Raw genomic sequence first — 26,975 nt, 5'->3', positions numbered from 1 at the left:
GTGCGCGCTAGCCTCGTCGACCGCCGGGAATGGTGGGAGGAGCGGGAGACGCCGGCTCCGGCGGAGCCAGCGGCCGCGGTATGGCAGCGACCGTCTCGCCTGGTGGCGGCGTGGATGGTGGGAGTGGCCACGGTGGTGGCTTTCTCCGCCGCCTATTTGAGCCTGATGGTGCGCATGACCCTGGTCTCCCGCCAGGTAGAGAGCCTGGAGCAACAGCTCGCGATGGAAAAGCGGCGAGGGCAGGCGCTCGAAGTGGCGCTTGCTCGGGAGCTCTCTCCCGAAAAGACGGAGGAGCTGGCCCGAGTGCAGCTGGCGATGGTCAAGCCGAAGCAAGTCCGGCTGCTGCCGGTCGAGCCCGCGCCCGCGACGTCCGAGGTGCAGCTTGCCAGAGTCCACGAGCTGTCGCTGCAGCAGGTCCGCAGGGCGGACGAGCGCGGGAGGGGCCCGGCCGGACTGGTGGCCCGGGTTGCCTCGGCCCTCGGGCAGCTCCTCGTCGACAAGCCTGCCGCCCTGGCGCGCCAGCTTCCCCGGTGGCCGTAGATGCGAGGCGAGCATAGCGCAAGGAAGGCGCGGGAGCGCGGTTGGTACGCTACCCTGCCATTTCACCGACCGGGGTGCGCCGGCGGATCGCGTGGCTCCTCCTGGGGACCCTGGCTGCGGGCGCGGCACTCACCGCACGGCTATTCTACCTGCAGGTGGTACGACACGGCCACTTCACCCGTCTCGCCCTCGAGCAGCGGCTGAGACCGTTGCCCCTCGACGCCCAGCGGGGCACCATCCTCGACCGTTCGGGTAACAAGCTGGCCATCAGCGTCAGCGCCGACGCGGTGTACGCGGTCCCGTCCGAGGTGGGGGACCCGGCCGGTACCGCGCGCAAACTGGCTTCGGTGCTCGGGATGGATGCCGGGGAGATCGAACAGCGCCTGCGGATGCGCCAGGCGACGGTCTGGATCGCGCGCAATCTGGGGCCGGAGCAAGCTCAGGCCATTCGGACGCTCCGCCTGCCAGGCATCGGGCTGGTGGAGCGCCCCCAGCGCGTCTACCCCAACGGCACCCTCGCGGCCCAGGTGCTGGGCATCACGGGGATCGACAACCAGGGGTTGGAAGGGCTCGAGTTTTACTACGATGCGCACCTGCGGGGCGTCCAGGGCAGGGTCGAGGCCGAGCGGGACGCGGCCGGCCGGGAGATCCCCGGCGGCGTGAGCCGCTACGTGCCGGCAGAGGATGGCCACACCCTGGTGCTCACCATCGACCAGGTGATCCAGTACCGGGCCGAGCGGGAGCTGGAGCGGGCCGTCAAGGAGACCCAATCGGACTTCGGGCTGTTCGTCGCCGTCGACCCGTCCACCGGCGAGATCCTGGCGATGGCCCAGTACCCCGGCTTCGACCCCAACCACTACAGCGACTACCCTCCCGAAGTGCGTCGCAACCGGGCCGTCACGGACCAGCTCGAACCCGGCTCGACGTTCAAGGTGGTCACGGGATCCGCCGCGCTGGAGGCCGGCGTCGTCCGGCCCGACGACCGGTTCTTCGACCCGGGCTTCGTGCTGATCGGCGGGGGCAAGGTCAGCTGCTGGCTGCCGGGGGGCCACGGGAGCCAGAGCTTCGTCGAAGCCGTGGAGAATTCGTGCAACCCGGTCTTCGCCATCATCGGAGCCCAGCGCCTCGGCCCTGCACTCTTTTACAAGTTTGCCCGGGCGTTCGGCTTTGGCGAGCCTCTCGGGATCGACTTCCCTGGCGAGGCAGCGGGCTCCCTGCCGGTCCCGGGCTCGATCGCCCACGGCGAGATCCTCCGGTGGGCCAACATCGGGTTCGGGCAAGGGGTCTCGGTGACGCCGCTGCAGCTGGTGATGGCGGCTGCCACCATCGCGAACGGCGGGGTATTGATGAAGCCCCATCTGGTGCGGGAGATCCGGACCGCCGACGGGCAGGTGCTGGAGCGCACCTCTCCCATGGCCCTGCGGCGGGTCCTCTCGCCGGCCACGGCACAGGAGTTTGCCCGGATGATGCGCAGCGTCGTGGTCAACGGTTCCGGGACCCGGGCGGAGATTCCTGGTTACCGCGTCGCCGGCAAGACCGGTACGGCCCAGATCCCTCGGCCGACGGGGGGTTACGGTGACGACACGATGGCCTCGTTCTTGGGCTTCGCCCCCGTGGACGCTCCACGCATCGTGGGCGTGGTCATGCTCTACAGGCTGAAGGTGCAGCCTCGGTGGGGCGGGTTGTGGGCGGCTCCCACCTTCAAGGCGATCATGGAAGACGCCCTGGGGTATTTACGGGTGCCCCGCCGGGAGGAGAAACCGAAGCAACCTTCCAAGGACGCCAACGGCGTCCAGATGGTGCTGGTGCCCAACGTGCTCTACCTGACGGCCGAAGAGGCCGCCCAGAAGCTCGGCGCCGCCGGGCTCAAGACGGGGATCGAGGGCACCGGCCGGCTCGTCGTCGACCAGATCCCGAGGGGCGGAGCCGAAGTGGATCCAGGGACGCGGGTGCTGCTGGTCCTCGACCAGCACGTCCACCCGGTGGAGCGGAGCGAAGTGGAGGTGCCGCCGGTCCTGGGCAAGAGCGTGAGGGACGTAGCTGCCATCCTGGCGGAGTACGGCCTCATCCTGCACGTGGACGGCTCGGGATTCGCCACGTTTCAGAGTCCGAGCCCGGGGACCCGCGTGCCGGTCGGCAGCCCGGTGGAGGTGCGGTTCGAGCCTCCCGGGAGCGGAAAGGAAGCGTCACCGTGACGGTAGAGGAATTGGCCGCTTGCCTTGCCCCTCTCGAGCGGCCGGGACGCGCATGGGAGTCCCCCTCCAAGAGAGAGGCGCTGGTGCGGGGCGTGCGCTACGATTCCAGGGGGGTGGTGCCGGGCGACGTTTTCGTCTGCATCCGTGGCCACCAGCACGACGGCCATGCGTTCGCAGGCGAGGCGGCCGGCAGGGGGGCCGTGATGATCGTGACCGAGCGACCCCTGCAGGGGGGCCTGGAAGACCAGGTGCCCACGGTGCGGGTCGGCGACAGCCGCTCGGCTCTGGCCGTCGCGGCCGCCGCCTTCTTCAGCCATCCCGACAGGGCGCTGCGGCTGGTGGGCGTGACGGGCACCAACGGGAAGACGACCACCACCTTCCTGACCAGAGCGGTGCTGGAGGCCGGCGGGTACCGTACGGGGCTGGTGGGGACCGTGCTGCGGGTCGTGGGCGACGAGGTGCTGGACGCCGATCGGACCACCCCCGAGTCGAGCGACATGCTCGAGCTCTTTTCCCGGATGGTCCAGGCGTCGAGCACGCACGCGGTGACGGAGGTATCGTCCCACGCCGTGGTGCTGCGGAGATTGGCCGGCATCGAGTACGACGTGGGCATCTTCACCAACCTGACGCAAGACCACCTGGACTTCCACGGTACCATGGAAGCCTACCGGGATGCCAAGGCCGCCTTCTTCGCCTCCCTCACGCCGGGAACCAAGGGTCACAAGCTCGCCATCGTCAACGGCGACGATCCGTCCGGCGAGTACATGGCCCGTGAGAGCGCTGCCCCGGTGGTGCGTTACGGGCTCGACCCCCGCTGGGACGTGACGGCCGAGCAGGTGCGGCTGGGCGGACAGGGTGCCTCCTTCCTGGTGAAGAGCCCGTGGGGGCAGGCAGAGGTACGGCTGAAGCTCTCCGGACGCTTCAACGTGTACAATGCGCTCGGGGCGCTGGCGGCGGGGCTCCACGAGGGTGTCCCGCTCGACCGGGCGGTGCCGGGGCTGGAGCGGGTGGAAGGGGTACCGGGGCGCTTCGAAGCGATCCGGGAGGGGCAGCCTTTCGAGGTGATCGTGGATTACGCCCACACGCCCGACGGCCTCGAAAACATCCTCAAGGCGGCCCGGGACCACGGCCCGCGGCAGGTCTGGGTAGTCTTCGGGTGCGGCGGCGACCGGGACCGCGGCAAGCGGCCCATCATGGGGAGCATTGCGGCACGCCTGGCCGAGCGGGTGGTCATCACCTCGGACAATCCCCGGAGCGAAGAGCCCGAGAGCATTTGCCGGGAGATCGAGCGAGGGGTGCTCGAGGGGCGCCGCTCGAGCGAAGCCCGGCTCCAGGCGTACGAGGTCATCGTCGACCGCAGGCAGGCCATCGAGCAGGCGCTGAGAGGAGCGGCGCCGGGCGACATGGTCGTGATTGCTGGCAAGGGTCACGAGACGTACCAGGTCTTCCGGGAACGGGTCATCCACTTTGACGACCGGGAGGTGGTCCGGGAGGTCCTGCGCCGGATGGGCTACGGGGAGGCCACCGAGGGAAAGGCGGAACGACGTGCAGGAGCTTAGCGTACAGGCCGTGGCCGAAGGAGCCGGCGGCAGGATCGTCCGGGGGCCCGCCCATGGCCGGTTGACGGGAGTGAGCACCGACTCGCGCAGCGTCCGGCCGGGCGATCTGTTCGTGGCCCTGGTGGGGCCGCGCTTCGACGGCCACGACTTCGTCGGGCAGGCGGTGGAGCGGGGAGCCGCCGCGGTGCTGGTCAGCAGCCGGCGGGCCGGCGCGCTCCCGCCGGGCGAGTACGCGGCCGTCGCCGTCGAGGAAACCCTGGAGGGTCTCCAGCGCCTCGCCGCGTGGTACCGCCGCCGGCTGGCGGTGCGGGTGGTGGCCGTGACCGGCAGCGTGGGCAAGACCACCACCAAGGAGATGACCGCGGCCATCCTCGGCCGGGTAGGCCCCACCGTGCGGGCGCCCGCCAGCTTCAACAACGACGTGGGCGTGCCCCTGGCGATCCTGATGGCAAGCGACGAGACCCGCTATCTGGTCCTGGAGATCGCCATGCGGGGGCTCGGCCAGATCCGCCACCTGGGCCGCCTGGCCCTGCCCTCGGTCGGGGTGGTCACCAACGTCGGGGAGTCCCATGTCGGCGTGCTGGGAAGCGTGGAGGCCATTGCCCGGGCCAAGGCGGAGCTGGTGGAGGTGCTCGAGGCCGGGGGAGCGGCCGTCCTCAACGCAGACGACCCGCGGGTCGTGGCGATGCGTGCCCGGGCTCGAAGCGGGGTGCGCGTGATCACCTTCGGGACCTCCGGCGCCGCGGACGTGCGGGTGCAGCACGTGGAAGGAGGCGGGCTCTTGGGCACCCGCTTCGAGCTCGCGGTGCGGGACGGGCCGACCATCCCGTGTCACGTGCCGATCCCGGGCCGACACCTGGCGCTGGACGCCGCGGCCGCCGCCGCTGCCTCGCTGGCGTGCGGCGTCGACCCGGCGGCCGTCCCGGCCGGACTCGCCGAGTTCGCGGGGGCGTCCATGCGCATGGAGACCGTGCCGGGGCCGGGCGACGTCCTCATCATCAACGACGCCTACAACGCCAGCCCCGCCTCCATGCGGGCGGCGCTCGAGACCCTGGAGCGGATCGCGGCGGAGCGGAGAAGCCGTGCCGTCGCCGTGTTGGGGGACATGCTCGAGCTGGGTGAGCTTGCCCGGGAGGCCCACCGATCCGTGGGAGAGGAGGCCGCTCGGCGGGGCGTCGCGGTGCTGGTGGCGACCGGCAGCATGGCGGCGTGGACGGCCGAAGGCGCCCGCCGGGCGGCCGGCGGCGGGCAGGTGGACGTCGTGGTGGCCTCGGATGCCGGCGAAGCAGCCGCCCGGGTAACGGGGATCGTCCGGCCGGGAGATACGGTGTTGGTCAAAGGCTCGCGAGCAGTCGGGCTCGAGCGCGTGGTGCAGGCGCTTGCCTCCGCTCAGGACGCTGCGCCCGGGAAGGAGGTCCCGTGAACCCCGCGACCCTGGGCCAGATCATCGGCGCATCCCTGTTCGCCATGATCGCCACCTTCCTGCTCATGCCGGGCAGCATCCGCATCCTGCACCGCATGAAGGTCGGAAAGGCCATCCGGAGCGAGGGGCCGGCCCGGCACGCGGCCAAGGCGGGCACGCCGACCATGGGAGGCGCGGTGGTGATAGTGGCAGCCGCAGCGGCCACCCTGGTCTTCACCCCCCGCGTGGATCGGGCGCTGGTGCTCGTGCTGTTCGTCGTGGCCTTCGCCCTGCTCGGGAGCATCGACGATATGCGGGCACTGCGGCTGCATCGTGCGATGGGCCTGCGGGCCCGCGAGAAGTTCGCCGGCCAGGTGTTGCTGGCCGCCCTCCTGGCGGTGTGGACCCTGCGCGTCGCCCCGGAAGCCACCCGGCAAGGGGTGCCGTTTGCCGGGACGAGCTGGGAGCTCGCCCCGTGGCTCTTCGTGTTGCTGTCCACCCTGGCCACGACGGCCAGCGCCAACGCCGTCAACCTGACCGACGGCCTGGACGGGCTCGCCGCCGGCGCCATCGCCATCGCCTCGGCGGTCTACGCGGGCGCCGCCTGGATGGCCGGGCGGCCGGAGGTGGGCATCTTCGCCGGCGCCGTCGGAGGGGCCTGCCTGGGGTTCATGTGGTACAACGGGTACCCGGCCCAGGTGTTCATGGGCGACACGGGCAGCCTGGCGCTGGGAGCGGCGCTGGCCGCCATGGGGACGTTCACCGGGACGCTCCTCTCCTTGCCGATCGTGGGCGGGCTGTTCGTGGTGGAGACCCTGTCGGTCATGGCGCAGGTCGCCTACTTCCGGCTCACCGGCGGCCGCCGGCTTTTTCGCATGAGCCCGTTCCACCATCACCTGGAGCTCGAGGGGTGGAGCGAGCCGCAGGTGGTCGTGCGGCTGTGGCTGTGGGCCGCGCTGTTCGGGCTCGTCGGGCTGTGGGCCATCCTGTCCGGGAGCGTGGGGGTAACACCGTGAGCGTCATCGAATTGCGGCGCCGACCGGGCAGCCCCCCGGGGGAGATGGCGGCGTCGGACGTGCCGCACGCGCAGGCGCCGCCCGACCTCGTGCTCATCGCCGCGCTGAGCGTGCTCATGGCCATCGGGCTGGTCATGGTGCTGAGCGCCAGCTATACCCGGGGCCTCGCGCAGTTTCGCGATCCCTACTACTTTTTCAAGCGCCAGGTCGTGTACGCGGCGATGTCGTGGGCCCTGGCGCTGGCCATGCTGCGCTTCGATGTGCAGCGCCTGCGGCCGGTGGCGGTGCCGCTCATGGTCTTCTCGTACGTGCTGTTGGCCGTGGTGCTGGTGGTCGGCCAGGAGATCGGCGGTTCGCGCCGGTGGATCTCCCTGCCTTTCGTCAATCTGCAGCCGTCGGAGCTCGCCAAGCTCGCGGCCATCAACTTCACGGCCTGGTGGGCGGCCGACCGTACGGGCACGATGAGCTCCTTCGTCCGGGGCCCGCTCGTGCCGCTCCTGGCGGTCGGCGTGGCCTTCGGCCTCATCATGCTGGAGCCCGACTTCGGCACGGGGCTGGTGCTCCTGGCGGTGGTGGTGGCGGTGCTGTTCGCCGGCGGCATGCGCTACCAGCAGCTCGTCGTCCTGGGCCTGCTGGCACTGCCGGCCATGCTCGCCCTCATCTGGATCGAGCCGTACCGGATGGCCCGGCTGCTGGCCTTCCTCGACCCGTGGGCCGACCCTGCCGGCAAGGGGTGGAGCGTCATCCAGTCGCTGCTCGCGGTCGGGTCGGGTGGGCTGTTCGGGCTCGGTCTCGGGCAAAGCCGCCAGAAGTTCGCCTACCTGCCGGAGCACCACACGGACTTCATCTTCGCCATCTTGAGCGAGGAGCTGGGCTGGATCGGCGCCGCCACGGTGGTGGCCCTCTTCGCCGTGGTCGCCTGGCGAGGCTATCGCATCGCCCTCGGGCTGCAGGATCGCTACGAGCAGCTGCTGGCGGTGGGCGCGGTCTCGCTCGTGGTCGTACAGGGGCTGCTCAACATCGGTGTGGTGACCGGCAGCTTGCCGGTCACCGGGATCCCCCTGCCGTTCATCTCGTACGGGGGCAGCTCCCTGATGGCCAGCATGACGGCCATGGGCGTGCTGCTGCGCCTTTCCCGGCGGAGCGTGTTGTGAGCGTGCACGTGGTCATCGCGGCAGCCGGCACCGGCGGGCACATCTACCCCGGGCTGGCGGTGGCGCAGGAGCTGCGGGCCCTCGACCCGCAGGCCGCCGTCACGTTCCTGACGACCCGCCGGGGCCTGGGACCGGTGCTCTTGCGGCGATACGGGGAGGCTTTCCACGTCGTGGCCGGCGAGCCGGCGCCCGCCAGGCTCTCCCCGGCGGCTGCCGTCTTCGCCGCGGCGTTGGCCCGGGGCTCCGTGGAAGCGGCGTGGCGGCTGCGGACCCTGGGCGCGCGGGTGGTGCTCGCGACGGGCGGCTACGGCTGCGCCCCGGCGGTGGCCGGCGCCCGGATGGTGCGGATCCCGGTCGTCTGGCAGGAGCAAAACGCTCTGCCGGGCCGGGCGACGCGGCTCATGGCCCGCTGGGCGCGAGCGGTGGCGCTGGGCTTCGAGGAGGCGAGGAACCGCCTGCCGGCGCCGGTGCAGGCCCGGGCCGTGGTCACCGGCAACCCGGTGCGGCGGGAACTGTTGACCGTGGGCCGGGAGGAGGGAATACGACGGCTGGGCCTCGAGGCGGGCCTGCGAACGGTGCTCGTGGTAGGGGCGAGCCAGGGAGCCCGGCGGTTCAACTTCGCCGTGGTGGAGGCCGCCGAGGAGCTGGCCCATCTCGAGGGAGCGCAGGTCCTGGTCTCGACCGGGCAAAGCCAGTTCGATGAGGTAGAGGCCGCCCTGTCGGCCCGGTACCCCGGAGGGAGGCGCGACAGCGGCGGCTGGCGGTTGGGGCGGCTTCGGGTCGTGCCGTACGTGGACGACATGCCGGCGGCGGTGGCGGCCGCCGACCTGGCGGTCTCCCGGGCCGGCGCCATCTCCATCGCGGAGTACACGGCGCGAGGCGTGCCCCTGATCCTGGTCCCGTACCCGTATGCGGCCGAAGGCCACCAGCAACTAAACGCCAGGGCCGTGGAGCGGGCGGGCGCGGGCGTGGTGGTGCCCGACGGCGCCCTCACGGGGAGCCGCCTGGTGGAGGTCATCCGGGAGCTCTTGATGAGCCCCGAGCGCTTGCGGGCCATGGCCCAGGCGAGCCGGCGGCTCGGCCGGCCCGGGGCAGCCGAGGAGGTGGCGAGGCTGGTGCTGCAGGCGGCCGGAGCTTAACGGGGCGCGCCGCACCGGGCTTTTTCCCCCGGCATACCATGAAGCGGTCATAGGGGGAACCATCCGGTGGAGCGTAATGGTCTGCTGATCCGGGGGGGCGCGCCTCTCTCCGGCGAGATCACCGTCTCCGGCGCCAAGAACGCGGCGCTCAAGCTGATGGCGGCGACGCTGCTCACATCCGAGCGCTGCGTCATCCGCGACGTACCCGACATCGCCGACGTCCGCACCATGATGCGCGTGCTGTCCGGCCTCGGCGTGAAGGTCGAGTGGACAGGGCCGGGTACGCTGGCCCTGCAAGCGAGCGACCCGTTGGCCGAGCAACCCCCGGACGAGCTCGTCCGGACCATGCGGGCGTCCGTCCAGCTGCTCGGACCGGTAGCGGCCCGATCGGGACGAATCCGCATGGCACAGCCCGGAGGCTGCGACATCGGGGAACGCCCGCTCGACCTGCACCTGCACGGGCTGCAGAGCCTGGGCGCCGAAGTGCGGCAGGAGGGCGGCTTCATCGAACTGACCGCCCGGCACCTGAGCGGCACGGACATCGTGCTGGACTTCCCATCGGTCGGGGCCACGGAAAACCTGATGATGGCGGCCGTGAGGGCCAGGGGGGTCACCGTCATCCACAATGCGGCGCGAGAGCCCGAGGTGGTGGAGCTCCAGAGCTTCCTCCAGGCGATGGGGGCGAGGGTGCAGGGGGCGGGGAGCTCCGCCATCCGGGTCGAGGGAACGGAGGACGGCTTGCACGGTTGCGAGTGGAGCCTGATGCCGGACCGGATCGAGGCGGCCACCTGGCTCCTGGCGGCCGCCATCACCCGGGGGCACCTGCGCCTCACGGGCGCGAGGGCGGATCACCTGGCCGCGGTCATCGCCAGGCTTCGTTCGGCAGGGGTGGAGGTGGAGCGCGTCGAGGAAGGGCTCGAGGTGTCGGCGCAGGGGCGGGCGCTTTCGGCCGTCTCCGTGCGCACCCAACCCTATCCGGGCTTTCCGACGGACGTGCAGCCGCAGTGGGTGGCGCTGATGGTAACGGCTCGTGGGACGAGCGTGGTGCGGGAGGAAATCTACTCGAGGCGGTTCCGTTTCGTCCAGGAGTTGTGGAGAATGGGAGCAGACATCGCGGTGGACGGCCGGGTCGCCGTCGTGCGAGGGCCGTCCCGGCTGAGCGGGGCAGACGTCGAGGCTCCCGACCTTCGCGGAGGGGCCGCGCTGGTGCTGGCCGCCCTGGCGGCCGAGGGCCAGAGCTTCGTCGGCGGCGTCCATCACCTGGAGCGGGGGTACGAGCGGTTGGTCGAGAAACTGGCGCAAGCAGGCGCCCGGGTCAGGCGGGTGAGCCAGGCATGACGAGACCGAGCCTGCGCGCGCCGGCCAGCGTGGCCGGAGTGGCCCTGGTGGCCGCGCTGGGGGTTTACGGCGCCGCCGCTTCTCCGCTCTTTTCGGTGAGCCGGGTGACGGTCAGCGGCGCCGGGGCGGAGGTAGGGGACCGGCTGGTCGCCCGCCTGCGGTGGGGCCAGGGGCGTAACGTGCTCGACGTGCAGCAGCGGGAGATCGATCGCGCGGTGGCCATGGAGCCGCGCATCGCAAGCGCCCGGCTCGTCCGGCACCTTCCGTCGGTGCTGGAGGTGCGCGTGATCCCCCGGGGCCCCGTGGCGTACGTCGCGACCGGGCAGTCCATCGTCGAAGTGGACAAGCAGGGCAGAGTGCTGGGCCCCCCGCCGGCCGGGACGTCGAGGGAGCTTCCGGTCATCACCGGGGCCTGGCAACCGGGCGCCGTGCCGGAGCCGCTCGAGCCGGCGCCCCAGGCCGTGGCCCTGGGAGCGGAGTTGGCCGATCGGCTGCTCCCGCTGTTGGGAGGCCGCCTGTCCGAGCTGCACCTGGACGCCGAGCGCGGGGAGTGGAGGCTGTTGTTGACGGACGGGAGCAGCGTGGAGTGGGGAGTGGCGGGCGACGGTCAGGGGAGCGCGCTCTCGCCCGACGACCTGCGGCGTTTGACGCTGCTCTCGGCCCTGTTGCAGCGGCTGGGCCCGGGCGACATGCCTTTCCAGGCCGACATGCGCAACGGCGACCGGGTCACCTGGAGTCGGGCAACGAGCCACGGACCTGCACCCGCAAAGGATGCGTCCGGGCTCTGAGGAAGTATCGGCGAAGAGCGGGCCGACGGTGGGAGGTTTGGGGGCGGTTCATCGATGGTGGAGTTCGACCTGGATGCGGGTCCTTACGCCAACATCAAGGTCATCGGCGTCGGCGGCGGTGGTTCCAATGCGGTCAACCGCATGATCGAGGCTGAGCTTCGCGGGGTAGAGTTCATCGCCATCAACACGGACGCCCAGGCGCTGGCGCTGTCCAACGCCCCCCGCAAGATCCAGATCGGCGAGAAGCTGACCAAGGGGCTCGGCGCCGGTTCGCTCCCGGAGATCGGGCAAAAGGCGGCCGAGGAGAGCCGCGACCAGATCCGGGAGGCGCTGATGGGCGCCGACATGGTCTTCATCACGGCGGGGATGGGGGGCGGGACCGGCACGGGCGGGGCTCCGGTGGTGGCCGAGGTGGCCAAGGAGGTCATGGCGCTCACCGTGGCGGTGGTGACCCGGCCGTTTTCCTTCGAGGGACGCCGCAGGATGCGCCAGGCCGAGGAGGGGATCGCCAATTTGCGCGGCAAGGTGGATACCCTCATCGTGATCCCCAACGACCGGCTGCTGCAGGTCATCGACAAGAAGACCTCGGTGCTCGACGCCTTCCGGCTGGCCGACGACGTGCTGCGCCAGGGGGTGCAGGGGATCTCCGACCTCATCACCGTGCCGGGGCTCATCAACCTGGATTTCGCCGACGTGCGGACGATCATGTCCAGTGCCGGCTCGGCGCTGATGGGCATCGGCCGGGCGGGCGGCTCGGAGGACCGCGCGGTGAAGGCCGCTCGGGCGGCCATCTCGAGCCCGCTGCTCGAGGCCAGCATCCAGGGGGCCAAAGGGGTGCTGCTCAACATCACGGGCAGCTCCAACCTGGGCCTCTTCGAGGTCAACGAGGCGGCGCAGACCGTGGCCGAGGCGGCCGATCCGGAGGCCAACATCATCTTCGGCGCGGTCATCGACGAGTCGCTCAACGACGAGGTGCGGGTGACCGTGATCGCCACGGGCTTCACGGGGCAGCCCCGCGACGACCACCGGCCGGCGCCCCAGGCGGCGCAGCAGCCCCAGGGCGCTCGGGCCGGTGGTCAGGACCGGCAGCCTGGCCGGGGGACGGGGGACATCCGCCCGCTCGTCCACGACGACCTGGAGATCCCGCCCTTCTTGAGGCGTCGCTGACTCCCCGTACCGTGACGGCAGCCCCGGCGGCACGGCGGCGGATCGGGCCCGGCGAGCGCTAGCAGGTCGCCATCTGGTGGATTTCCCGGCGCAGCTTGCGCAGGATGCGCTTTTCGAGCCGGGAGATGTAGGACTGGGAGATGCCCAGCAGGTCGGCGACCTGCTTTTGCGTGCGCTCCTCGCCGTCGAGCAGGCCGAAGCGGAGCTCCATGATGCGCCGCTCCCGCCCGCTGAGGCGGTGCATGGCGGTATAGAGCAAGTCCTTTTCGACCCGGTCCTCGAGGTGGCGCACCACGTCACTCTCGGTGCCCAGGATGTCCGAGAGGAGCAGCTCGTTGCCCTCCCAGTCGGTGTTGAGCGGCTCGTCGAGGGAGACCTCGGAGCGGGTCTTGGCGTTGCGGCGCAGGAACATCAGGATCTCATTCTCGATGCAGCGGGAGGCGTAGGTCGCCAGTTTGATGCGCCGGGTCGGATCGAAGGTCTGGACCGCCTTGATGAGGCCGATGGTGCCGATCGAGACCAGGTCTTCCGTGCCGATCCCCGTGTTTTCGAACTTGCGGGCGATGTAGACCACCAGCCGCAAGTTGTGCTCGATGAGCGGCGTGCGGGCGGTGAAGTCGCCCAGAGCCAGCTGGTGGATGAGGCCCGCCTCTTGTTCGGAAGTGAGGGGCGGTGGGAGCACCTCGCCCGAACCGGTGCCCACGTACCCGACCAGGTCGGCCAGGCCCCGCAGGCGGGCGCGCAGCCATGCCATGCGCAGGGCGACCACGAGCCGGCGGGCCAGCGCGGCAAGCCGCGCCCACCTCGGAAACTCTGCTCGCCGGCCAACGAGCGGCTGCTCAGGCTCCAACTTTGACACCCACCATACCTCCCTCGTCTGGCATCCGGGCCTGCACGACCGGATCCCGGGCGGCCCTGGCGGCGGCCAGGATTTCGGGCGGCACCAGCGCCTGGACCTCGCCGGAGCGGAGCGGTGCCGGCGAGACGGCCACCACGGTCGGGCCTACCTCCACGGGCGGCTGCGCGGGGCGCTCCAGCCTCGCTTCGTCGGCCCGGAAAGCGGCGAGCACCCCGTGGCGGATCCCCACCCCTTCGAACGGGACCAACCGGAACCGTTTGGCCCACCCGGGGGCGATGGAAGGCAGGCGTTGAGCCAGGGCCCACGCGTCGCGGGCGATCGTCTCCGTCCACCACCCGTCGTCGCCGACCGCGGCCGCCATGACCTCGGGCCCGACCAGGATGACCGGGAGACCCGTCACCGGCTCCTTGAGGCGGTTGCCCGTGTCGACGAACCCCTCGGCCAGCATCCACCGGTCGCCGAAGCGCACCCGCACCGTCACCCGCAGGGAACGCTCCACGCCCAGGGTGGAAAGGCGCCGGTGCCCCCAACGGGCGGTGGCCCACAGAGCAGCCATCGAGACCGCCGCGCCCGCGCAAGCCGGCCGCCCCGGTAGCCCCGCGATGCTCTGGGCCGCGAGCCCGGCACCGGCGGCCACGAACGCCACTGCCCACACCGTGCCGGTGATCGCGACGAGGCTCCGCGGTGCCCGGGGCTGGAAAGCCAGGGCCGCCATCACCACGGAGACGGCCACGGCTGCCGTCGCCGTCACGAGCGGGCCCGAGCGATCCGGGAGGAGCGCGAACAGGATGGCGCCTGTCCACGCCGCCGCCGCCAGTCTCCCCGGCGGGACCGGCGTGGCCCGCAATTGAGCGGTGGCCCACAACAACGCCCAGTCGAACAGGAAATCGACGACGGTCCAGGCGACGAGACCTGGTACCATGCGCGGCCCCCTCCGGTGCCCGGCTCCTGGCTACCTCTATGCGCGCCGGAATAGCTTCATGCCATCCCGGCCATACTCGCAGATGCACGGAAGCTGCATCAGAGGTGGGCGTTCGGTGCAGAGTACCAAGGTCGAGATCTGTGGGGTCAACACCGCCAAGCTTCCCGTCCTCTCCAACACCCGCATGCGGGAGCTGCTCTACCGCATGCGCCGCGGAGATCCGTCGGCCCGGGAGGAGCTGATCCAGGGCAACCTGCGGCTGGTGCTCAGCGTCATCCAGCGCTTCAACAGCCGCGGCGAGTACGTGGACGACCTCTTCCAGGTCGGCTGCATCGGGCTGATGAAGGCCATTGACAACTTCGATCTGACACAAAACGTGAAGTTCTCGACGTACGCGGTGCCGATGATCGTGGGCGAGATCCGGCGGTACCTGCGCGACAACAACCCGATCCGGGTGAGTCGATCGCTGCGGGATATTGCCTATAAGGCGCTCCAGGTCCGGGACGCGCTCACCAGCAAGTATTCGCGAGAACCGACGGTCGCGCAAATCGCCGAGGCGCTCGACGTACCCCGGGAGGAAGTCGTCGCGGCCCTGGATGCCATCCAGGAACCCGTCTCTCTCTTCGAGCCCATCTACCACGACGGCGGGGACCCCATCTTCGTCATGGACCAGGTGAGCGACGATCCGGACCCCGACGGCGGCTGGTTGGAGAGTATTTCCATCCGGGAGGCCATCCACCGCCTCGGGCCGAGGGAGCAGCGCATCCTGAAGATGCGCTTCTTCGACGGCCGAACGCAGATGGAAGTGGCCGAGGCCATCGGGATCTCCCAGGCCCAGGTCTCACGGCTGGAGAAGGCCGCGCTCAAGCAGCTGCGGCGGCACATGGCGGGATGAGGAGCATGCGGACGCGTGAGCTTCGCCGCCTTGCCTGCGTCGTCGCCGTGGCGTGGATCCTGATCCTGCTCTCCGCTCCCGGGGCCCGGGGCGAGAGCTCGGGCTGGGGGAGCGGCGTGCCCCCGGCTCCATCCATCGTACGGCTGCACGTCATCGCCCACAGCGATGACCCGGTCGACCAGGAGGCCAAGATGGCGATCTTCCGGGCGGTCCGCGATCAGATCGCCGGGCTGTACGGCGCGTGGGCGGCCACGGGACAGCCCACCGACCGGCTCACGGCGCGGCCGGACGCCTTCGTGTCGTACCTCTACCGCCACCGGGACGGCATCGTGGCGACGGCCCGGCGGGCGCTCGTCCGGGGAGGATACGCCCTGCGCCCGGTGCGGGTGGAGGCCGGCCGGTTCCTGTTCGGCGAGACCATCGACCCGTACTCCCGCTCCCGCCATCCGGCCGGGTGGTACCCGGCGTTGCTGGTCGTGGTGGGAGAGGGGCGAGGTCACAACTGGTGGTGCGTCGTCTTCCCGTCGCTGTGTCCGGTGGGCCGTCCCGAGGGCGAAGAGGCGGGGACGGCGAAGGCGGCTCCCGGCTCGTCCGCTTCGCCCGAGGCGTCGCAAGACGCCGGGCCCGGCGCGCTGGCGGCTCCTGCGACGGCGCCCGGACCGGGCCCGCTCGTCTCGGGTGGCTCCGGGACGGCTTCCGGGCCGGGCGCGTCCTCCCGGCTGAAGTCCCCGGAGCGGCAAGAGCCGTGGTGGGTACGCCTGTTGCCGTGGCGCTGGCTCGGATGAGATAACGACACCGTTCGCCCATAAGATAGAAGGTGGTAGAGGCTCCGGCGGCCGGCGACGAGGGTCCGGCGGAGAGCGCCGGCGGCCGGGTACAGGGGGGCCGCGAGGTGCAGCTTCGCGCCTCGGAGCTTCGGTCCAAGGACGTCATCAACATCGCCGACGGCCGCAAGCTCGGGAACCTTTACGATCTCGACGTGGACGTGGAGACCGGCCGCATCCGCTCCCTCATCCTGCCTGCGGGCGGCCGCGGCGGGTGGTTCCGGGCCAGGGAGCGGGACGTCGAGATCCCCTGGCAGGACATCGTGCGCATCGGCGTCGACGTCATCCTCGTCGACCTGCCCAGCAGTATCACTCCCCATGCGGGCGCCTCGGGTTCGTCCTAGCCACCTGTGATAAGATGACTCCCGGGGAGCCGAGCTCGTTTGAAATGCCCGTATTGTGGTGAGCCGGACACCCGCGTCGTGGATTCACGGCTGACCGAGGAAGGGGCAGCGGTTCGCAGGCGGCGGGAGTGCCCCGGGTGCGGGCGGCGATTCACGACGTACGAGCGCCTGGAGGAGCCTCCGCTGCTGGTCGTCAAGAAAGACGGCCGGCGAGAGGTCTTTTCGCGCGCCAAGATCCTGGCGGGCGTCCTCAAGGCATGCGAGAAGCGACCCATCCGGATGGACCAGGTCGAAGACCTGGTGGGCAGGGTCGAACGGGCGGTGCGCCAGCAGTTCGGGGGGGCCGGCGAGGTCCCGTCGGCCGCCATCGGGGAGCGGGTCATGGACGAACTGCGCCGGCTCGACGCGGTGGCGTACGTGCGCTTCGCCTCCGTCTACCGGGAGTTCAAGGACGTGAGCGGCTTCGTGGCCGAAGTGGAGGGCCTGCTCGGACGGCGGCCCGGCGTTTCTGAGCAGGGCGGCACCTGCCGGTGAGGGCCGTCGTGCGAGGGTTCACCGACCGCAACGGGGGCGTGAGCGAAGGGCCGTTCCGCTCGCTCAACCTGTCGTGGTCCACGGGCGATGATCCCGGGCGGGTGCAACAGAACCGCCGCCGGGCCGCGCGGTTGGTGGGCTGGCCGGAGGACCTGCCGGTTCACACGGCCCGTCAGGTGCACGGGAGGGACGTGGTCCGGGTCACGAGCTCGAGGGGTCCCGAGCGAGGGAGCCCGGGCGGTCGACCGGCGAGCCCCGACCGCTGGAGCGATGCCGGTACGGGGGACATCCTCGTGATCACCCGGCCGGGCCAGGCCGCCGCCGTGCTGGTCGCCGACTGTGCCCCGGTGCTGCTGTGGGAGCCGTCGGGAAAGGCGGCGGTGGCGGCCCACGCGGGGTGGAGAGGCCTGGCGGCCGGCGTGGTGCAAGCCGCGGTGCGGGCTGCCTGCGAGGCTGCGTCGTGCAGCCCGGAGCAGCTGCAAGCCCGCGTCGGCCCTGCCATCCGGGCTTGCTGCTATCGGGTTGGCGGCGAGGTCATCCGGGCGGTGGGGCGGGCCGTGGCAGGCGACGGGCCGCAGGACGACACGGGATGGGTGCGCCGCGAGGGCGAGTCGCTCTTCCTCGACGTGCCCGAGGCGGTGCGGGCGGCCCTGATCCGCTCGGGCGTGCCGCCCGAGCGGTGCGGGCTGGACGGGCGCTGCACGGCGTGCCACCCCGAGCTGTTTTACTCGTACCGGCGGGATGGTCCCCGGACCGGCCGGATGGCGGGGATCATCGGCATCCTGGAGGGATAGCCGCATGAAGCGCTGGCAAGCCGAAGTGGCGGGCTTTCTGATCATGCTCGCCGCGGTCTGGGCGGCGCTCGCCCTTTTCTGGGGACAGGCCGGCGAAGCCGGCGCCTACGTGGCCGGGAGCCTGTGGAAAGCCTTCGGGGTGGCGTCGGTGGCCGTGTTGACCCTGGCGCTCGTCTTGGGCTGGCAACTGGCTCGCCAGCCCGAGGGAGTGCGGGCGTGGGTGAGCCTGGTGGGCTGGTTGGCCGGCGCATCGGCCGTGACGGTCTTGGTGGAGCTGATCCCGTGGGTCCGACGCTGGGCGCAAGGCATCGAGGTAGCCGGGGCTTCCGGCCCTGCCCGGGCGGGGGGACTCGTGGGACGAGCCATGGTCACGTGGCTCACCCAGGCGGTGGGAGTGAACGGCACCTACCTGGTGGCGGTGGCGCTGCTGGTAGTGGCGGCCGCCCTCGTCTTCCACGTGGGGCCCTCCCGGATCCTGGAGGTGCCGGTCCGGGGTGCCGCCCGCGGGGCAGCGTGGACCGTAGGCCGAGCGGGCCGGGGGATCGTGCGGGCGGGCCGTGCTCTGGCCGGCCGCTGGCGGCCGCCCTCTGGAATCTCTGCGCCTCCGGCAGGCCGCGGACCCGGGATGGCTCCTGCGGGGGGGCAGGGGGAGCACGCGGGGGGGAGGGCGGGGGAGGTCGCACAGGCTGCATGGCAGGCGGCAGCTGCGGCGGGCCCGCCTTCGGGCCCGCCGGAGGAGGACGGAGGCGGCGTGGCTCTGGCTTCGTTGCAGCCTCGGGAGACCAGGCCGGCCCTTTCTCTCTCCGAGCGGCTCGCCTTGCCGCGGTGGGGCAAGGAGCGTGCCGGCGATAGCCAGGAAGGCCAGAGCTCGAAGGCTCCCGTGACCGTCCCGGTGACGGGAGGAGCGCGGGGCAACTGGCGCCTGCCGCCCTCCGCCCTCCTCTCGAAGGTGCCGGCACGGCGGCGCCCGCAAGATCAGCAGGAGATCGTGGCCCGCAGCCATCTGCTCGAGCAGACCCTGGCCAACTTCGGCATCGAGGCCAGGGTGGTCAGCCACACTCGCGGCCCCGTCGTCACGCGCTACGAGATGGCGCTCGCGCCGGGCATCAAGATCAGCCGGGTGGTCAACCTGGCCGACGATCTGGCCCTGGCCCTGGCCACCACCGGCGTACGGATCGAGGCGCCGGTGCCGGGCAAGCCGGTCATCGGCATCGAGGTGCCCAACGCTTCCGTGGAGACGGTCACCCTCCGGGAGGTGCTGGAGTCGGCCGCCTTCGCCCGCTCCGAGCGCCCGCTGACGCTGGCCTTGGGCAAGGACGTGGCCGGGGAGCCGCTGGTGGGAGACCTGGAGCGGGTCATCCACCTTCTGATTGCCGGAGCCACGGGGTCGGGCAAGAGCGTCTGCCTTGCGTCGATCATCATGAGCTTGTTGTTCCGCCTGACGCCGGACCAATTGCGGCTGCTGCTCATCGACCCCAAGCGGGTCGAGCTGACGGTATACGAGGGGATCCCCCACCTCCTGGCGCCGGTGGTCACCGAGGTGCGCCAGGCGGCTTCCGCCCTGCGATGGGCGGTGCGCGAGATGGAGGCCCGCTACCAGGAGATGGCCAAGGCCGGGGCGCGCCACCTCGGCCTGTACAACCAGATGGCCGCCGAGGGGAAAGTGGCCCAGCCCATGCCGTACGTCGTGGTGGTCATCGACGAGCTGGCCGACCTCATGCTGGTGGCGGCGGCCGACGTCGAGGACAGCATCTGCCGCCTGGCCCAGATGGCCCGCGCGGCGGGCATCCACCTGGTGATTGCGACCCAGCGCCCTTCGACCGACGTCATCACCGGGCTCATCAAGGCCAACATCCCTTCGCGCCTGGCGTTCGCAGTCTCGTCCCAGGTCGACTCCCGCACCATCCTGGACGCGGGAGGCGCCGAGCGCCTGCTCGGGCGCGGCGACATGCTGTACCATCCTCTCGGCGAGCCCAAGCCGATCCGCGCCCAGGGGTGTCTGGTGACCGAAAAGGAGATCGAGCAGGTGGTCCGGTTTTGGAAGGAGCAAGGGCCGCCCCAGTACCAGGTCGACGTCTTCGAGGAGCCGGAGGACGAGAAGGCCGGCACGGCGGACGACGACGACCCGCTGTACGACGAGGCGGTCAAGCTGGTCACGGAGGCGGGACAGGCCTCCGTCTCCATGCTGCAGCGGCGCTTCCGCATCGGCTACGCCCGGGCGGCGCGCCTGGTCGACATGATGGAGCGGCGCGGGGTCGTAGGGCCGTACCAGGGAAGCAAGCCCCGGGAGGTGCTCCCGGCGTACCGGCGGCGCGATCAGCCGGCATGACGGCACGACCCTGCCGAGCATCTCGAAGCATGAGCGACTGGAGGGCCCGGCATTGACAGTGTATCGAGGCGAAAGCGCGCCGCAGGGCGAATCCCCGACTCCTCCGGGTCAGGTACTGCGGGAGGCCCGGGAGGCGCTGGGGATGAGCCTGGAGGAGGTAGAGGCCCGGACTCACGTCCGGGTGCGGCTGCTGCAGGCCATCGAAGAAGGCCGGTGGGACCAGCTCCCCGGCCCGACGTACGCGCGAGGGTTCATCAAGTTGTACGCCCACGCGGTCGGGGTGGACCCTGCCCCTCTCCTCGATGCGTACGAGCGGAGCGCGGGGGTGGCCCGGCGCGTTCGGACGCCTTCGCTGCCTCGTCGCACGGTGGCATGGTGGTCGAAAGACCCGCTCCTCGAGTCGCTGGAGCCCCAGCGCCGCGTTCGGGCCGTGGCGACGGGAGCCGGGATGGTCATCCTGGTGGCGCTGGCCGGAGCGTGGCTGCTCTCTCGAAGCGTGGGCGGGCCGTACGACCAGCCCGGCGTGACGGCGGGCAGTTCCACCCCTGCTGCGGCATCGCAGGCGCAGCCGGCGGGCCCGGAGGGCTCGTTCTCCCCGCAGGGCGCTTCCGAGCAGAGCGCTTCCGACGCGATGGCGACGACGCCAGGCCTTGCTGCGTCCGGCGCCGCCCCGGTCCCCGGGACGAGCCTGGTGGCACCGGGCGGGCCGTTGCCGGTCCAGGGCGGGGCGCCGGACCTGCCGGCCGTGGCCCCCGCCCCACCGCAGGCGGCTGCGCTGGAAGTGGTGGCGATCGTGCAGGAGCGGTGTTGGATGGAAGTGTACGTGGACGGTGCCCGCCAGTTCTACAGGACGGCCGAGCCAGGGGAGCGCTTGACCTGGCGGGCCGACAAGGGGATCACCATCCGGCTCGGCAATGCCGCAGGGGTACGGCTCCTGGTCAACGGCCGCCCCGAAGTGCTCCCGAGCGGAGTCGTCACCCGCCACTTCACGCCCGCGATGGTGCCGAGGCGCGGGCAGGCGAGTGCCGTTCCCCGCGCCGGTACGCCGCCAGGGCAGGAGGCGTCCCAGCCTTGACGAAGGCGCAGGAGGAACTCCCGGGGGGCACCCGTCCGGCCTCTCAAGGCCGGCTCGTGCGCATGGTGGCGGCCGACGGGCAGATCCGCGCCGCCGCCTGCGTGACGACCCGAGTCGTAGAGAGAGCCCGCGTGCGCCACCGCCTGATGCCGACGGCGGCGGCCGCCCTGGGGCGGCTGATGACGGCGGCCGTGCTGATGGCCTCGTCCCTCAAGGGGCGTGAGCGCGTCATGCTCCAGATCGTGGGGGACGGCCCCATTCGCCATGTCGTGGCGCAAGCCGATGCCCGGCTCACCGTGCGCGGCTACGTGGGCGATCCCCTGGTGCACCTGCCCCTCAACGGGGCGGGCAAGCTCGACGTGGCGCGGGCGATCGGCAAAGGGTCGTTGTACGTCATCCGGGACCTGGGGCTGCGCGAGCCGTATCGGGGAGCGGTGCCCCTGGTGACGGGCGAGATCGCCGAGGACGTGGCACACTACCTGGCCCATTCCGAGCAGACGCCCGCGGCGGTGGCGCTGGGGGTCCTGGTCGAGCCCGACACGCGGATCCGGGCGGCGGGCGGGTGGATGATCACACCGCTACCGGGCGCTTCCCCCGACTTGCTCGGAGAGCTCGAAGCGCGCCTGAAGCAGGCCCCGCAGGTCAGCCGGGCGATCGATGCCCTGGGGAAGGGCGCGCAAGAAAGCCCGGCCGCCCTCCTCGAGGAGCTGCTCGCCCCCTGGCGGCCCCGCATCCTGGCCGAACAGCCGGTCGCCTTCCACTGCTCGTGTAGCCGCGGCCGGTTCGAGGCCGGGTTGGTGGCGCTGGGCCCCAAGGAGCTGCTCGACATCGCCCGCGAGCAGGATCCCGTCGAGCTGCGATGCCGGTTTTGCGGTCGCCGCTACCTGTTCTCCGCGGAGCGCATCCGTCAACTCGCCGCCCGCGCGGCGGGGCCGCGCCTTCGGGTCGTCAAAGGAACAGGAGCATCCCCCTCATGATGGTCCGTAACCTTCTCCTCCGCCTCGCCCTCTTGCTGGTGGCGCTGGTCGTCGCCGCCCTGGCGTTTGCCCGCACCCTGACCGACTGGATGTGGTTCGGCAGCCTGGGGCGCACCGCGCTGTTCGTGACGCCGTGGACCTGGCGCTGCGCGGTCTTCGCGGGGTCCACGCTCGTGGCCCTCGCCGTGTTGTGGCTCAACTTCTCTCTGGCCCGGCCGGCGCTGGCGAGGGCTTACCTCCGGTGGGACGAGCTCCCCTCCTCTCGCCTGGCCGGAGCCTGGCGCCTGTTACGACGCTTCGCCTCCCTGGCGGTGTTCGGCCTGGCGGTGCTGCTGGGCCTGGGGGTCTCTTCCCGGTGGATGGAGGTGGGGTTGTTTTTCCACCGCCGCCCCTTCGGCGTGGTCGATCCGGTGCTGGGGCAGGACGCGGGCTTTTACGTCTTCAGCTTGCCGTTTTACCGGATCGTGCTCTCCCTGGTCACGGGGGCGCTCGTCCTTTCCCTGGGGATGATCCTGTTCGTCTATACGGCCGCGGGCTTGCTCGCCTGGCGCCGGGGGAGCGGACAGGCCCTGTGGGGGCGCCCTCGCCGGCACGTCTTCCTGCTGCTGGCGCTGCTGGCGGCCATCTGGGCCGTCGAGACGTGGCTCGGACGGTTCGACCTGCTCTTTTCCCCGGGCGGGGTCATTTACGGGCCCACCTTCACCGACGTGCACGTGCGGCTCCCGCTCCGGGTCATCGTGACGGCGCTCGCCGGCGTGACGGCCGTGCTGACCGCAGCGGCCGCCTGGCGGCCGTGGGGGCGATATGCGGCGGGAGCGGCCATCGTGACGCTCGCCGTAGCCGTGGCGGGTGAGGCGGGGGCAGGGCTCGTGCAGCGGTTCGTGGTGCGGCCCAACGAGCTGGTCCGGGAAGAGCCGTTCCTGCGCCACCACATCGCGATGACCCGCAAGGCTTACGGCCTCGACGGGGTGCGGGAGGTCGCCTTTGACCCCAAGGATGCCATCGAAGCGACGGACGTGCAGGCCGCGCGTCCTTTGCTCCAGGAGATCCGGCTGTGGGATTGGCGGCCGCTCGGGCGGGCATACAGCCAGCTCCAGGAGTTTCGCCCCTACTACGACTTCGTCGAGGTGGACGTGGACCGGTACCGGGTGGGCGACCGCATCCGCCAGGTGATGCTCTCGGTGCGCGAGCTCAACGCGCAGCGGCTGCAAAACCCCAGCTGGATCAATCGCAAGCTCCAGTACACCCACGGCTACGGCCTCGTCATGAGCCCGGCCTCCGAGGTGAGCGGCCAGGGGATGCCCCGCCTCACGGTCGCCGACATCCCGCCCCGGTCGCAAGACGGATGGCCCCGGGTGACACGCCCCCAGATCTACTTCGGGGAGATGGCGGCGGACTGGATCGTGGTCCAGGGCCGCACCCCCGAGTTCGACTACCCCTCGGGAGACCAGAACGTCTTCCATCGCTACGAGGGGAAGGACGGCATTGCGCTGACGTTGTGGAACCGGCTGCTCTTCGCAGCCCGATTCGGCAGTACCGAGCTGTTGTTGTCTCCGGAGGTGAGCGCCAGGAGCCGTGTCCTGATGTACCGGACGGTGATGGAGCGGCTCCAGCGGCTCATGCCCTTCCTGCGCTACGACCGCGACCCGTATCCCATCGTCACCCGGGACGGGCACGTGCTGTGGATGGTCGACGCCTACACCACGACCGACCGCTTCCCCTACGCCCGGCCCATGGCCGGGTGGGGCAACTACGCCCGCAACTCGGTCAAGGTCACTCTGGACGCCTACGACGGGACCGTCCACTTCTATCAGGTCGACGAGAGCGAACCCCTGGCTTCGGCTCTTTCCGACCTGTTCGGCGGCTTCCTGGAACCCGCGTCGGCGGTGCCCGAGGACGTGCGGGCCCACTGGCGCTACCCCGAAGACCTCTTCTGGCTGCAGGCGGCCGTCTACGCCGTCTACCACATGGTCAACCCCGGGCTCTTCTACAACCAGGAGGACCGCTGGGACTTTCCCCGGGAGATCCACGGGGAGCAAGAGGTCGTGATGCAGCCGTACTACGCCATGGTCGACCTGGGAGACGGCCCGGAGTTCGCCCTCTTGTACCCGTTCACCGCCCAAGACAAGCAAAACATGACGGCCTGGATGGTCGGCCGCTCCGACCCGCCCCACTACGGGCAGCTCCAGGTCTTCCGCTTCCCCAAGCAGCGTCTCACCTACGGACCCATGCAAATCGAGGCCCGCATCAACCAGGATCCCGACATCTCCCGGGAACTCACGCTGTGGGGGCAGCGGGGCTCGCGCGTTCTGCGGGGAAACCTCATCGTCGTGCCGGTCCGGGGCACCGTACTCTACGTCAAGCCGTTGTTCCTCGTATCGGAACAAAGCCAGCTGCCCGAGCTGCGCCGGGTCGTGCTGGCGACGAGCGCGCAGCTCGTGATGGCGCCCGACCTGATGAGCGCGCTCGCCATCGCCACGGGGGCTCAGGCGCCGGCGCCGCCTGCGACCGCGGCCGCTCTGCCGCCCGCCGCTTCCCCCACGGGCCCGCAGGCCGCCCAAAACGCCCGGCTGCGAGAGGCGCTCGACGCGCTCCAACAGGCGCGCCGGCGACTGGAAGCGGGGGACTGGGAAGGGTTCGGCAAGGCCATGCAACAAGTGGAAACGCTGCTGAAGGAAGTGGCGGGCGGGACGTAGATCCGGAGGCTTGTCATAGGACGACCACCGGCCCCATATAGTGCGGCCGAAGGGGGTCGGTGGTGGTGGCGGCCACACACGGAAAGACCGAACGGGTCGGAGGACCCGGGCTTTTGTTCGTTCTGGTGGCGCTGCTGGTGGTCGCAGTGGTCGGAGGCCGGTTCCTCGGGCTGATTCCGGGAGAACGAGGGCAGGCGCCTTCTCCGGCCAGACCGCCGCAGGCCCAGCGGCAGGGCCAGCCGCAGGTGGGCAGCACCCCGGCGGTGTTGATCTATCACGCCCACACGACGGAGAATTACCAGCCCGCCGCCACCCACGAGCGGGGCAAGCCCGGCGGCGTGGTGACGGTGGGGGACGAGCTGGCGGCGGTGCTGGAGCAAAGAGGAGTGCGAGCCATCCACGATCGCAACGTCCACGATTACCCCAACTACAGCGAAGCGTTCGTCCATGCGCTCAACACGGTCAACGAGCTCTTGCGCTCCAACCCGGACGTGGCCGCGGTATTGGACGTCCATCGTGACGCTCTGCCCTCGGACTACCCCGACGGCTACACGACCGCGGAGATCGACGGGCAGAAGGTCGCCAAGATCCTGCTGGTCGTCGGGGACGTTTCGAATCCCTATGCCGACCAGAACCTTGCCTTCGCCGAGGCCCTGCGAGCGAAGCTCAACGACCTGTATCCGGGTGTTTCGAGAGGGATCAAGGTGCAACACACCGCTCTCAACGGGCACGTGCACCCCAACAGCCTGACGGTCTTCATCGGCGACTACAGGGACAACACGCTGGACGAGGCGAGGGCGGGCGCCCGCATGCTGGGCGAGGCTTTGTCCCGCCTGTTCGAGGAGCAGGCGACGGGGTGGCGGCAAGGCACGCCCCAGGGCTCTGGCCGTCCGGAAGCCCAGGCCCAGCCCGGCGTTCCCGGGGCGCCCGATGTGCGACAGCAACCGTAGCCGGCAGCCGCAGGCACGAACGTGAGAGCCCGGCTCCCAGGGAGGTACGCGATGACCCGGCACTATCACCTGATGGGGATTGGCGGCACCGGCATGAGCACCCTGGCCGAGTTGCTCAAGGCAGAGGGCGAGACGGTCAGCGGATGTGATGCCCGGCGCAGCGAGACCACGGAACGCCTGCGGGCGACAGGCATCGCCGTTGCCGAGGGGCACGATCCTGCCCACCTTTCCGGCGTGGACGTCCTGGTCGTCTCGAGCGCCATCCCGGGCCGCCACCCGGAGAGGCTGGAGGCGGAGCGGCGGGGCATCGCGGTGCAGCACCGGGCCGAGGCCCTCGCCGGGCTGGTCAATGCCCGGCACCTGGTGGCCGTAGCCGGGGCGCACGGGAAGACGACCTTGACGGGCTTGCTGGTGCACGTGCTGGCGTCGGCGGGCCTCGACCCGCTAGGCGCCATCGGTTTCGCCATGCCGGGATCGCCGTCGGGTGCCCGGTGGGGGCGCGGCGAGTGGGCCGTGGTGGAAGCAGACGAGAGTGACCGCTCGTTCCTGCACTTCGAACCCACGATCGGGGTGGTCACCAACGTCGAGCCGGACCACCTGGAAAACTACCACGGGCGCTTCCAGGATCTGATCGCGGCCTACCGCGCCTTTCTCGACCGGGTCCGGCCCGAGGGCACCTGGGTGCTGGGCACCGACAACGCCATCCTCCGGGAGACGGCCGCCACCGCTCCGGAGGCCCGGCGCCTGGTCACCTTCGCCCTGCACGCCCGGGCCGACTGGCAGGCCTCGGACATCCACCTCGAGGCACGCACGGCCCGCTTCGTTGCCCTTTACCGGGGCAAGCCCGTCGCCGAGGTGCAGCTGTCGATACCGGGGCGCCACAACGTCTGCAACGCCCTGGCCGCCCTCGCCGTCGCTCGCCTTGCCGGGATCGACGCGCCACGAGCGGCCTCCTCCATGGCCGGCTTCTCCGGCGCGCGGCGGCGTTTCGAGGTGCTGGCCGATACCGCCGGCGTGATGGTCGTCGACGATTACGCGCACCATCCCACGGAGATCGCGGCGACGCTGGCGGCCGCCAAGGAGGGGTACGGCCGCCGGGTGGTGGCCGTCTTCCAGCCCCACCGTTACCACCGCACGGCGTCGCTGATGGACGACCTGGCGGCAGCGTTCGACGGTGCCGACACGGTCATCCTGACCGAAATCTACGCCCCCACCCCCGAGGAGGTCATTCCGGGAGTCGGGGGAAGGGCGCTGTTCGACCGCCTGCTGGACCGGCCGGCGTGGCGGGACCGGACGGAGCACGCCTTTTTCTGCCCGACCCTCGACGAGGCATACCGGTGCGCGCTCTCCCAGGCGGAGCCCGGCACCCTGATCCTCGTCATGGGAGCGGGGAACGTGACGTCCCTGGCGCACCGGCTGGCAGAACGGGTGAAGGCGCGGGCAAACTAGGCCCGCCAATGAAGGGCGCCATCTGGGTA

23 protein-coding genes are annotated in these 26,975 nt (G+C 71.0%); 21 read left to right on the top strand and 2 right to left on the bottom strand.

Going from position 1 to position 26,975, the window contains the following annotated elements; all coding sequences use genetic code 11:
* From U7230_RS06370 to ftsZ, 10 genes are all read left to right on the top strand, one after another.
* Positions 1-540: an FtsB/FtsL family cell division protein gene (locus U7230_RS06370; RefSeq protein ID WP_324717894.1), complete on the top strand. Its 540-nt coding sequence runs from the start codon at positions 1-3 to the stop codon at positions 538-540.
* Positions 541-581: 41 nt separating this feature from the next.
* Complete coding sequence (locus U7230_RS06365) at positions 582-2,735, top strand: penicillin-binding transpeptidase domain-containing protein (protein WP_324717893.1); 2,154 nt, start codon at positions 582-584, stop codon at positions 2,733-2,735.
* Entirely contained in the window at positions 2,732-4,294 is a 1,563-nt protein-coding gene (locus U7230_RS06360) for a UDP-N-acetylmuramoyl-L-alanyl-D-glutamate--2,6-diaminopimelate ligase (RefSeq protein ID WP_324717892.1), read from the top strand. The genes U7230_RS06365 and U7230_RS06360 overlap by 4 nt, the downstream gene beginning before the upstream one ends.
* Positions 4,281-5,717 carry a UDP-N-acetylmuramoyl-tripeptide--D-alanyl-D-alanine ligase gene (locus U7230_RS06355; protein ID WP_324717891.1) on the top strand — a complete coding sequence of 479 codons (1,437 nt, stop codon included), beginning with the start codon at positions 4,281-4,283 and terminating at the stop codon, positions 5,715-5,717. The genes U7230_RS06360 and U7230_RS06355 overlap by 14 nt, the downstream gene beginning before the upstream one ends.
* Positions 5,714-6,712 carry a phospho-N-acetylmuramoyl-pentapeptide-transferase gene (gene mraY / locus U7230_RS06350; RefSeq protein ID WP_324717890.1) on the top strand — a complete coding sequence of 333 codons (999 nt, stop codon included), beginning with the start codon at positions 5,714-5,716 and terminating at the stop codon, positions 6,710-6,712. The genes U7230_RS06355 and mraY overlap by 4 nt, the downstream gene beginning before the upstream one ends.
* Positions 6,709-7,866 carry a putative lipid II flippase FtsW gene (gene ftsW, locus U7230_RS06345; RefSeq protein WP_324717889.1) on the top strand — a complete coding sequence of 386 codons (1,158 nt, stop codon included), beginning with the start codon at positions 6,709-6,711 and terminating at the stop codon, positions 7,864-7,866. Before mraY ends, ftsW begins: the two co-directional genes overlap by 4 nt.
* On the top strand, positions 7,863-9,005 hold the full coding sequence (locus U7230_RS06340) for a UDP-N-acetylglucosamine--N-acetylmuramyl-(pentapeptide) pyrophosphoryl-undecaprenol N-acetylglucosamine transferase (RefSeq protein WP_324717888.1): 1,143 nt from the start codon (positions 7,863-7,865) through the stop codon (positions 9,003-9,005). Before ftsW ends, U7230_RS06340 begins: the two co-directional genes overlap by 4 nt.
* Before the next feature lie 66 nt (positions 9,006-9,071).
* On the top strand, positions 9,072-10,343 hold the full coding sequence (gene murA / locus U7230_RS06335; RefSeq protein WP_324717887.1) for a UDP-N-acetylglucosamine 1-carboxyvinyltransferase: 1,272 nt from the start codon (positions 9,072-9,074) through the stop codon (positions 10,341-10,343).
* The gene (locus tag U7230_RS06330) at positions 10,340-11,131 is read left to right on the top strand and encodes a cell division protein FtsQ/DivIB (RefSeq protein ID WP_324717886.1); all 792 of its coding nucleotides are present in this window, start codon (positions 10,340-10,342) and stop codon (positions 11,129-11,131) included. The genes murA and U7230_RS06330 overlap by 4 nt, the downstream gene beginning before the upstream one ends.
* A gap of 54 nt (positions 11,132-11,185) precedes the next feature.
* A complete protein-coding gene (gene ftsZ, locus U7230_RS06325) occupies positions 11,186-12,298 on the top strand; it encodes a cell division protein FtsZ (protein ID WP_324717885.1) in 1,113 nt (370 codons plus the stop codon).
* A 58-nt stretch (positions 12,299-12,356) separates the two neighbouring features.
* Here the strand turns inward: ftsZ and sigE are convergent, their stop codons facing one another.
* Together sigE and U7230_RS06315 are read right to left on the bottom strand one after the other, a co-directional pair.
* Positions 12,357-13,052: an RNA polymerase sporulation sigma factor SigE gene (gene sigE, locus U7230_RS06320; RefSeq protein ID WP_324718199.1), complete on the bottom strand. Its 696-nt coding sequence runs from the start codon at positions 13,050-13,052 to the stop codon at positions 12,357-12,359.
* Between the two features lie 85 nt (positions 13,053-13,137).
* Complete coding sequence (locus U7230_RS06315) at positions 13,138-14,079, bottom strand: sigma-E processing peptidase SpoIIGA (protein WP_324717884.1); 942 nt, start codon at positions 14,077-14,079, stop codon at positions 13,138-13,140.
* Positions 14,080-14,194: 115 nt separating this feature from the next.
* Between U7230_RS06315 and sigG the strand changes: the two genes are divergently transcribed.
* From sigG to murC, 11 genes are all read left to right on the top strand, one after another.
* Positions 14,195-14,974 carry an RNA polymerase sporulation sigma factor SigG gene (gene sigG / locus U7230_RS06310; protein WP_324717883.1) on the top strand — a complete coding sequence of 260 codons (780 nt, stop codon included), beginning with the start codon at positions 14,195-14,197 and terminating at the stop codon, positions 14,972-14,974.
* A 5-nt stretch (positions 14,975-14,979) separates the two neighbouring features.
* Positions 14,980-15,759 carry a stage II sporulation protein R gene (locus U7230_RS06305; RefSeq protein ID WP_324717882.1) on the top strand — a complete coding sequence of 260 codons (780 nt, stop codon included), beginning with the start codon at positions 14,980-14,982 and terminating at the stop codon, positions 15,757-15,759.
* A gap of 32 nt (positions 15,760-15,791) precedes the next feature.
* Complete coding sequence (locus U7230_RS06300; protein ID WP_324717881.1) at positions 15,792-16,142, top strand: YlmC/YmxH family sporulation protein; 351 nt, start codon at positions 15,792-15,794, stop codon at positions 16,140-16,142.
* Between the two features lie 39 nt (positions 16,143-16,181).
* Positions 16,182-16,676, top strand: a complete 495-nt coding sequence (gene nrdR, locus U7230_RS06295; RefSeq protein WP_324717880.1) for a transcriptional regulator NrdR — start codon at positions 16,182-16,184, stop codon at positions 16,674-16,676.
* The gene (locus U7230_RS06290) at positions 16,673-17,470 is read left to right on the top strand and encodes a purine nucleoside phosphorylase YfiH/LACC1 family protein (RefSeq protein ID WP_324717879.1); all 798 of its coding nucleotides are present in this window, start codon (positions 16,673-16,675) and stop codon (positions 17,468-17,470) included. Before nrdR ends, U7230_RS06290 begins: the two co-directional genes overlap by 4 nt.
* A gap of 4 nt (positions 17,471-17,474) precedes the next feature.
* Positions 17,475-19,799: an FtsK/SpoIIIE family DNA translocase gene (locus tag U7230_RS06285; protein WP_324717878.1), complete on the top strand. Its 2,325-nt coding sequence runs from the start codon at positions 17,475-17,477 to the stop codon at positions 19,797-19,799.
* 58 nt (positions 19,800-19,857) lie between these two features.
* A complete protein-coding gene (locus U7230_RS06280) occupies positions 19,858-20,874 on the top strand; it encodes a helix-turn-helix domain-containing protein (protein WP_324718198.1) in 1,017 nt (338 codons plus the stop codon).
* A complete protein-coding gene (gene hslO / locus U7230_RS06275; RefSeq protein WP_324717877.1) occupies positions 20,871-21,851 on the top strand; it encodes an Hsp33 family molecular chaperone HslO in 981 nt (326 codons plus the stop codon). The genes U7230_RS06280 and hslO overlap by 4 nt, the downstream gene beginning before the upstream one ends.
* A complete protein-coding gene (locus U7230_RS06270) occupies positions 21,848-24,547 on the top strand; it encodes a UPF0182 family membrane protein (RefSeq protein WP_324717876.1) in 2,700 nt (899 codons plus the stop codon). The genes hslO and U7230_RS06270 overlap by 4 nt, the downstream gene beginning before the upstream one ends.
* Before the next feature lie 65 nt (positions 24,548-24,612).
* The gene (gene spoIIP / locus U7230_RS06265) at positions 24,613-25,497 is read left to right on the top strand and encodes a stage II sporulation protein P (RefSeq protein ID WP_324717875.1); all 885 of its coding nucleotides are present in this window, start codon (positions 24,613-24,615) and stop codon (positions 25,495-25,497) included.
* Positions 25,498-25,548: 51 nt separating this feature from the next.
* Entirely contained in the window at positions 25,549-26,946 is a 1,398-nt protein-coding gene (murC, locus tag U7230_RS06260) for a UDP-N-acetylmuramate--L-alanine ligase (protein ID WP_324717874.1), read from the top strand.
* Positions 26,947-26,975: the final 29 nt, after the last annotated feature.

This window comes from Limnochorda sp. L945t (assembly GCF_035593305.1).
Taxonomy (GTDB): domain Bacteria; phylum Bacillota; class Limnochordia; order Limnochordales; family Geochordaceae; genus Carboxydichorda; species Carboxydichorda subterranea.
This window is presented reverse-complemented; position numbering and strand designations above follow the sequence as displayed.

Excerpts from the sequence above, each read along its gene's own strand:
- U7230_RS06330 (WP_324717886.1), top strand. The coding sequence starts at position 10,340 with ATGACGAGACCGAGCCTGCGCGCGCCGGCCAGCGTGGCCGGAGTGGCC.
- ftsZ (WP_324717885.1), top strand. The coding sequence starts at position 11,186 with ATGGTGGAGTTCGACCTGGATGCGGGTCCTTACGCCAACATCAAGGTC.
- sigE (WP_324718199.1), bottom strand. The coding sequence starts at position 13,052 with ATGGCATGGCTGCGCGCCCGCCTGCGGGGCCTGGCCGACCTGGTCGGG.
- U7230_RS06315 (WP_324717884.1), bottom strand. The coding sequence starts at position 14,079 with ATGGTACCAGGTCTCGTCGCCTGGACCGTCGTCGATTTCCTGTTCGAC.
- U7230_RS06305 (WP_324717882.1), top strand. The coding sequence starts at position 14,980 with ATGCGGACGCGTGAGCTTCGCCGCCTTGCCTGCGTCGTCGCCGTGGCG.
- U7230_RS06285 (WP_324717878.1), top strand. The coding sequence starts at position 17,475 with ATGAAGCGCTGGCAAGCCGAAGTGGCGGGCTTTCTGATCATGCTCGCC.
- U7230_RS06270 (WP_324717876.1), top strand. The coding sequence starts at position 21,848 with ATGATGGTCCGTAACCTTCTCCTCCGCCTCGCCCTCTTGCTGGTGGCG.
- murC (WP_324717874.1), top strand. The coding sequence starts at position 25,549 with ATGACCCGGCACTATCACCTGATGGGGATTGGCGGCACCGGCATGAGC.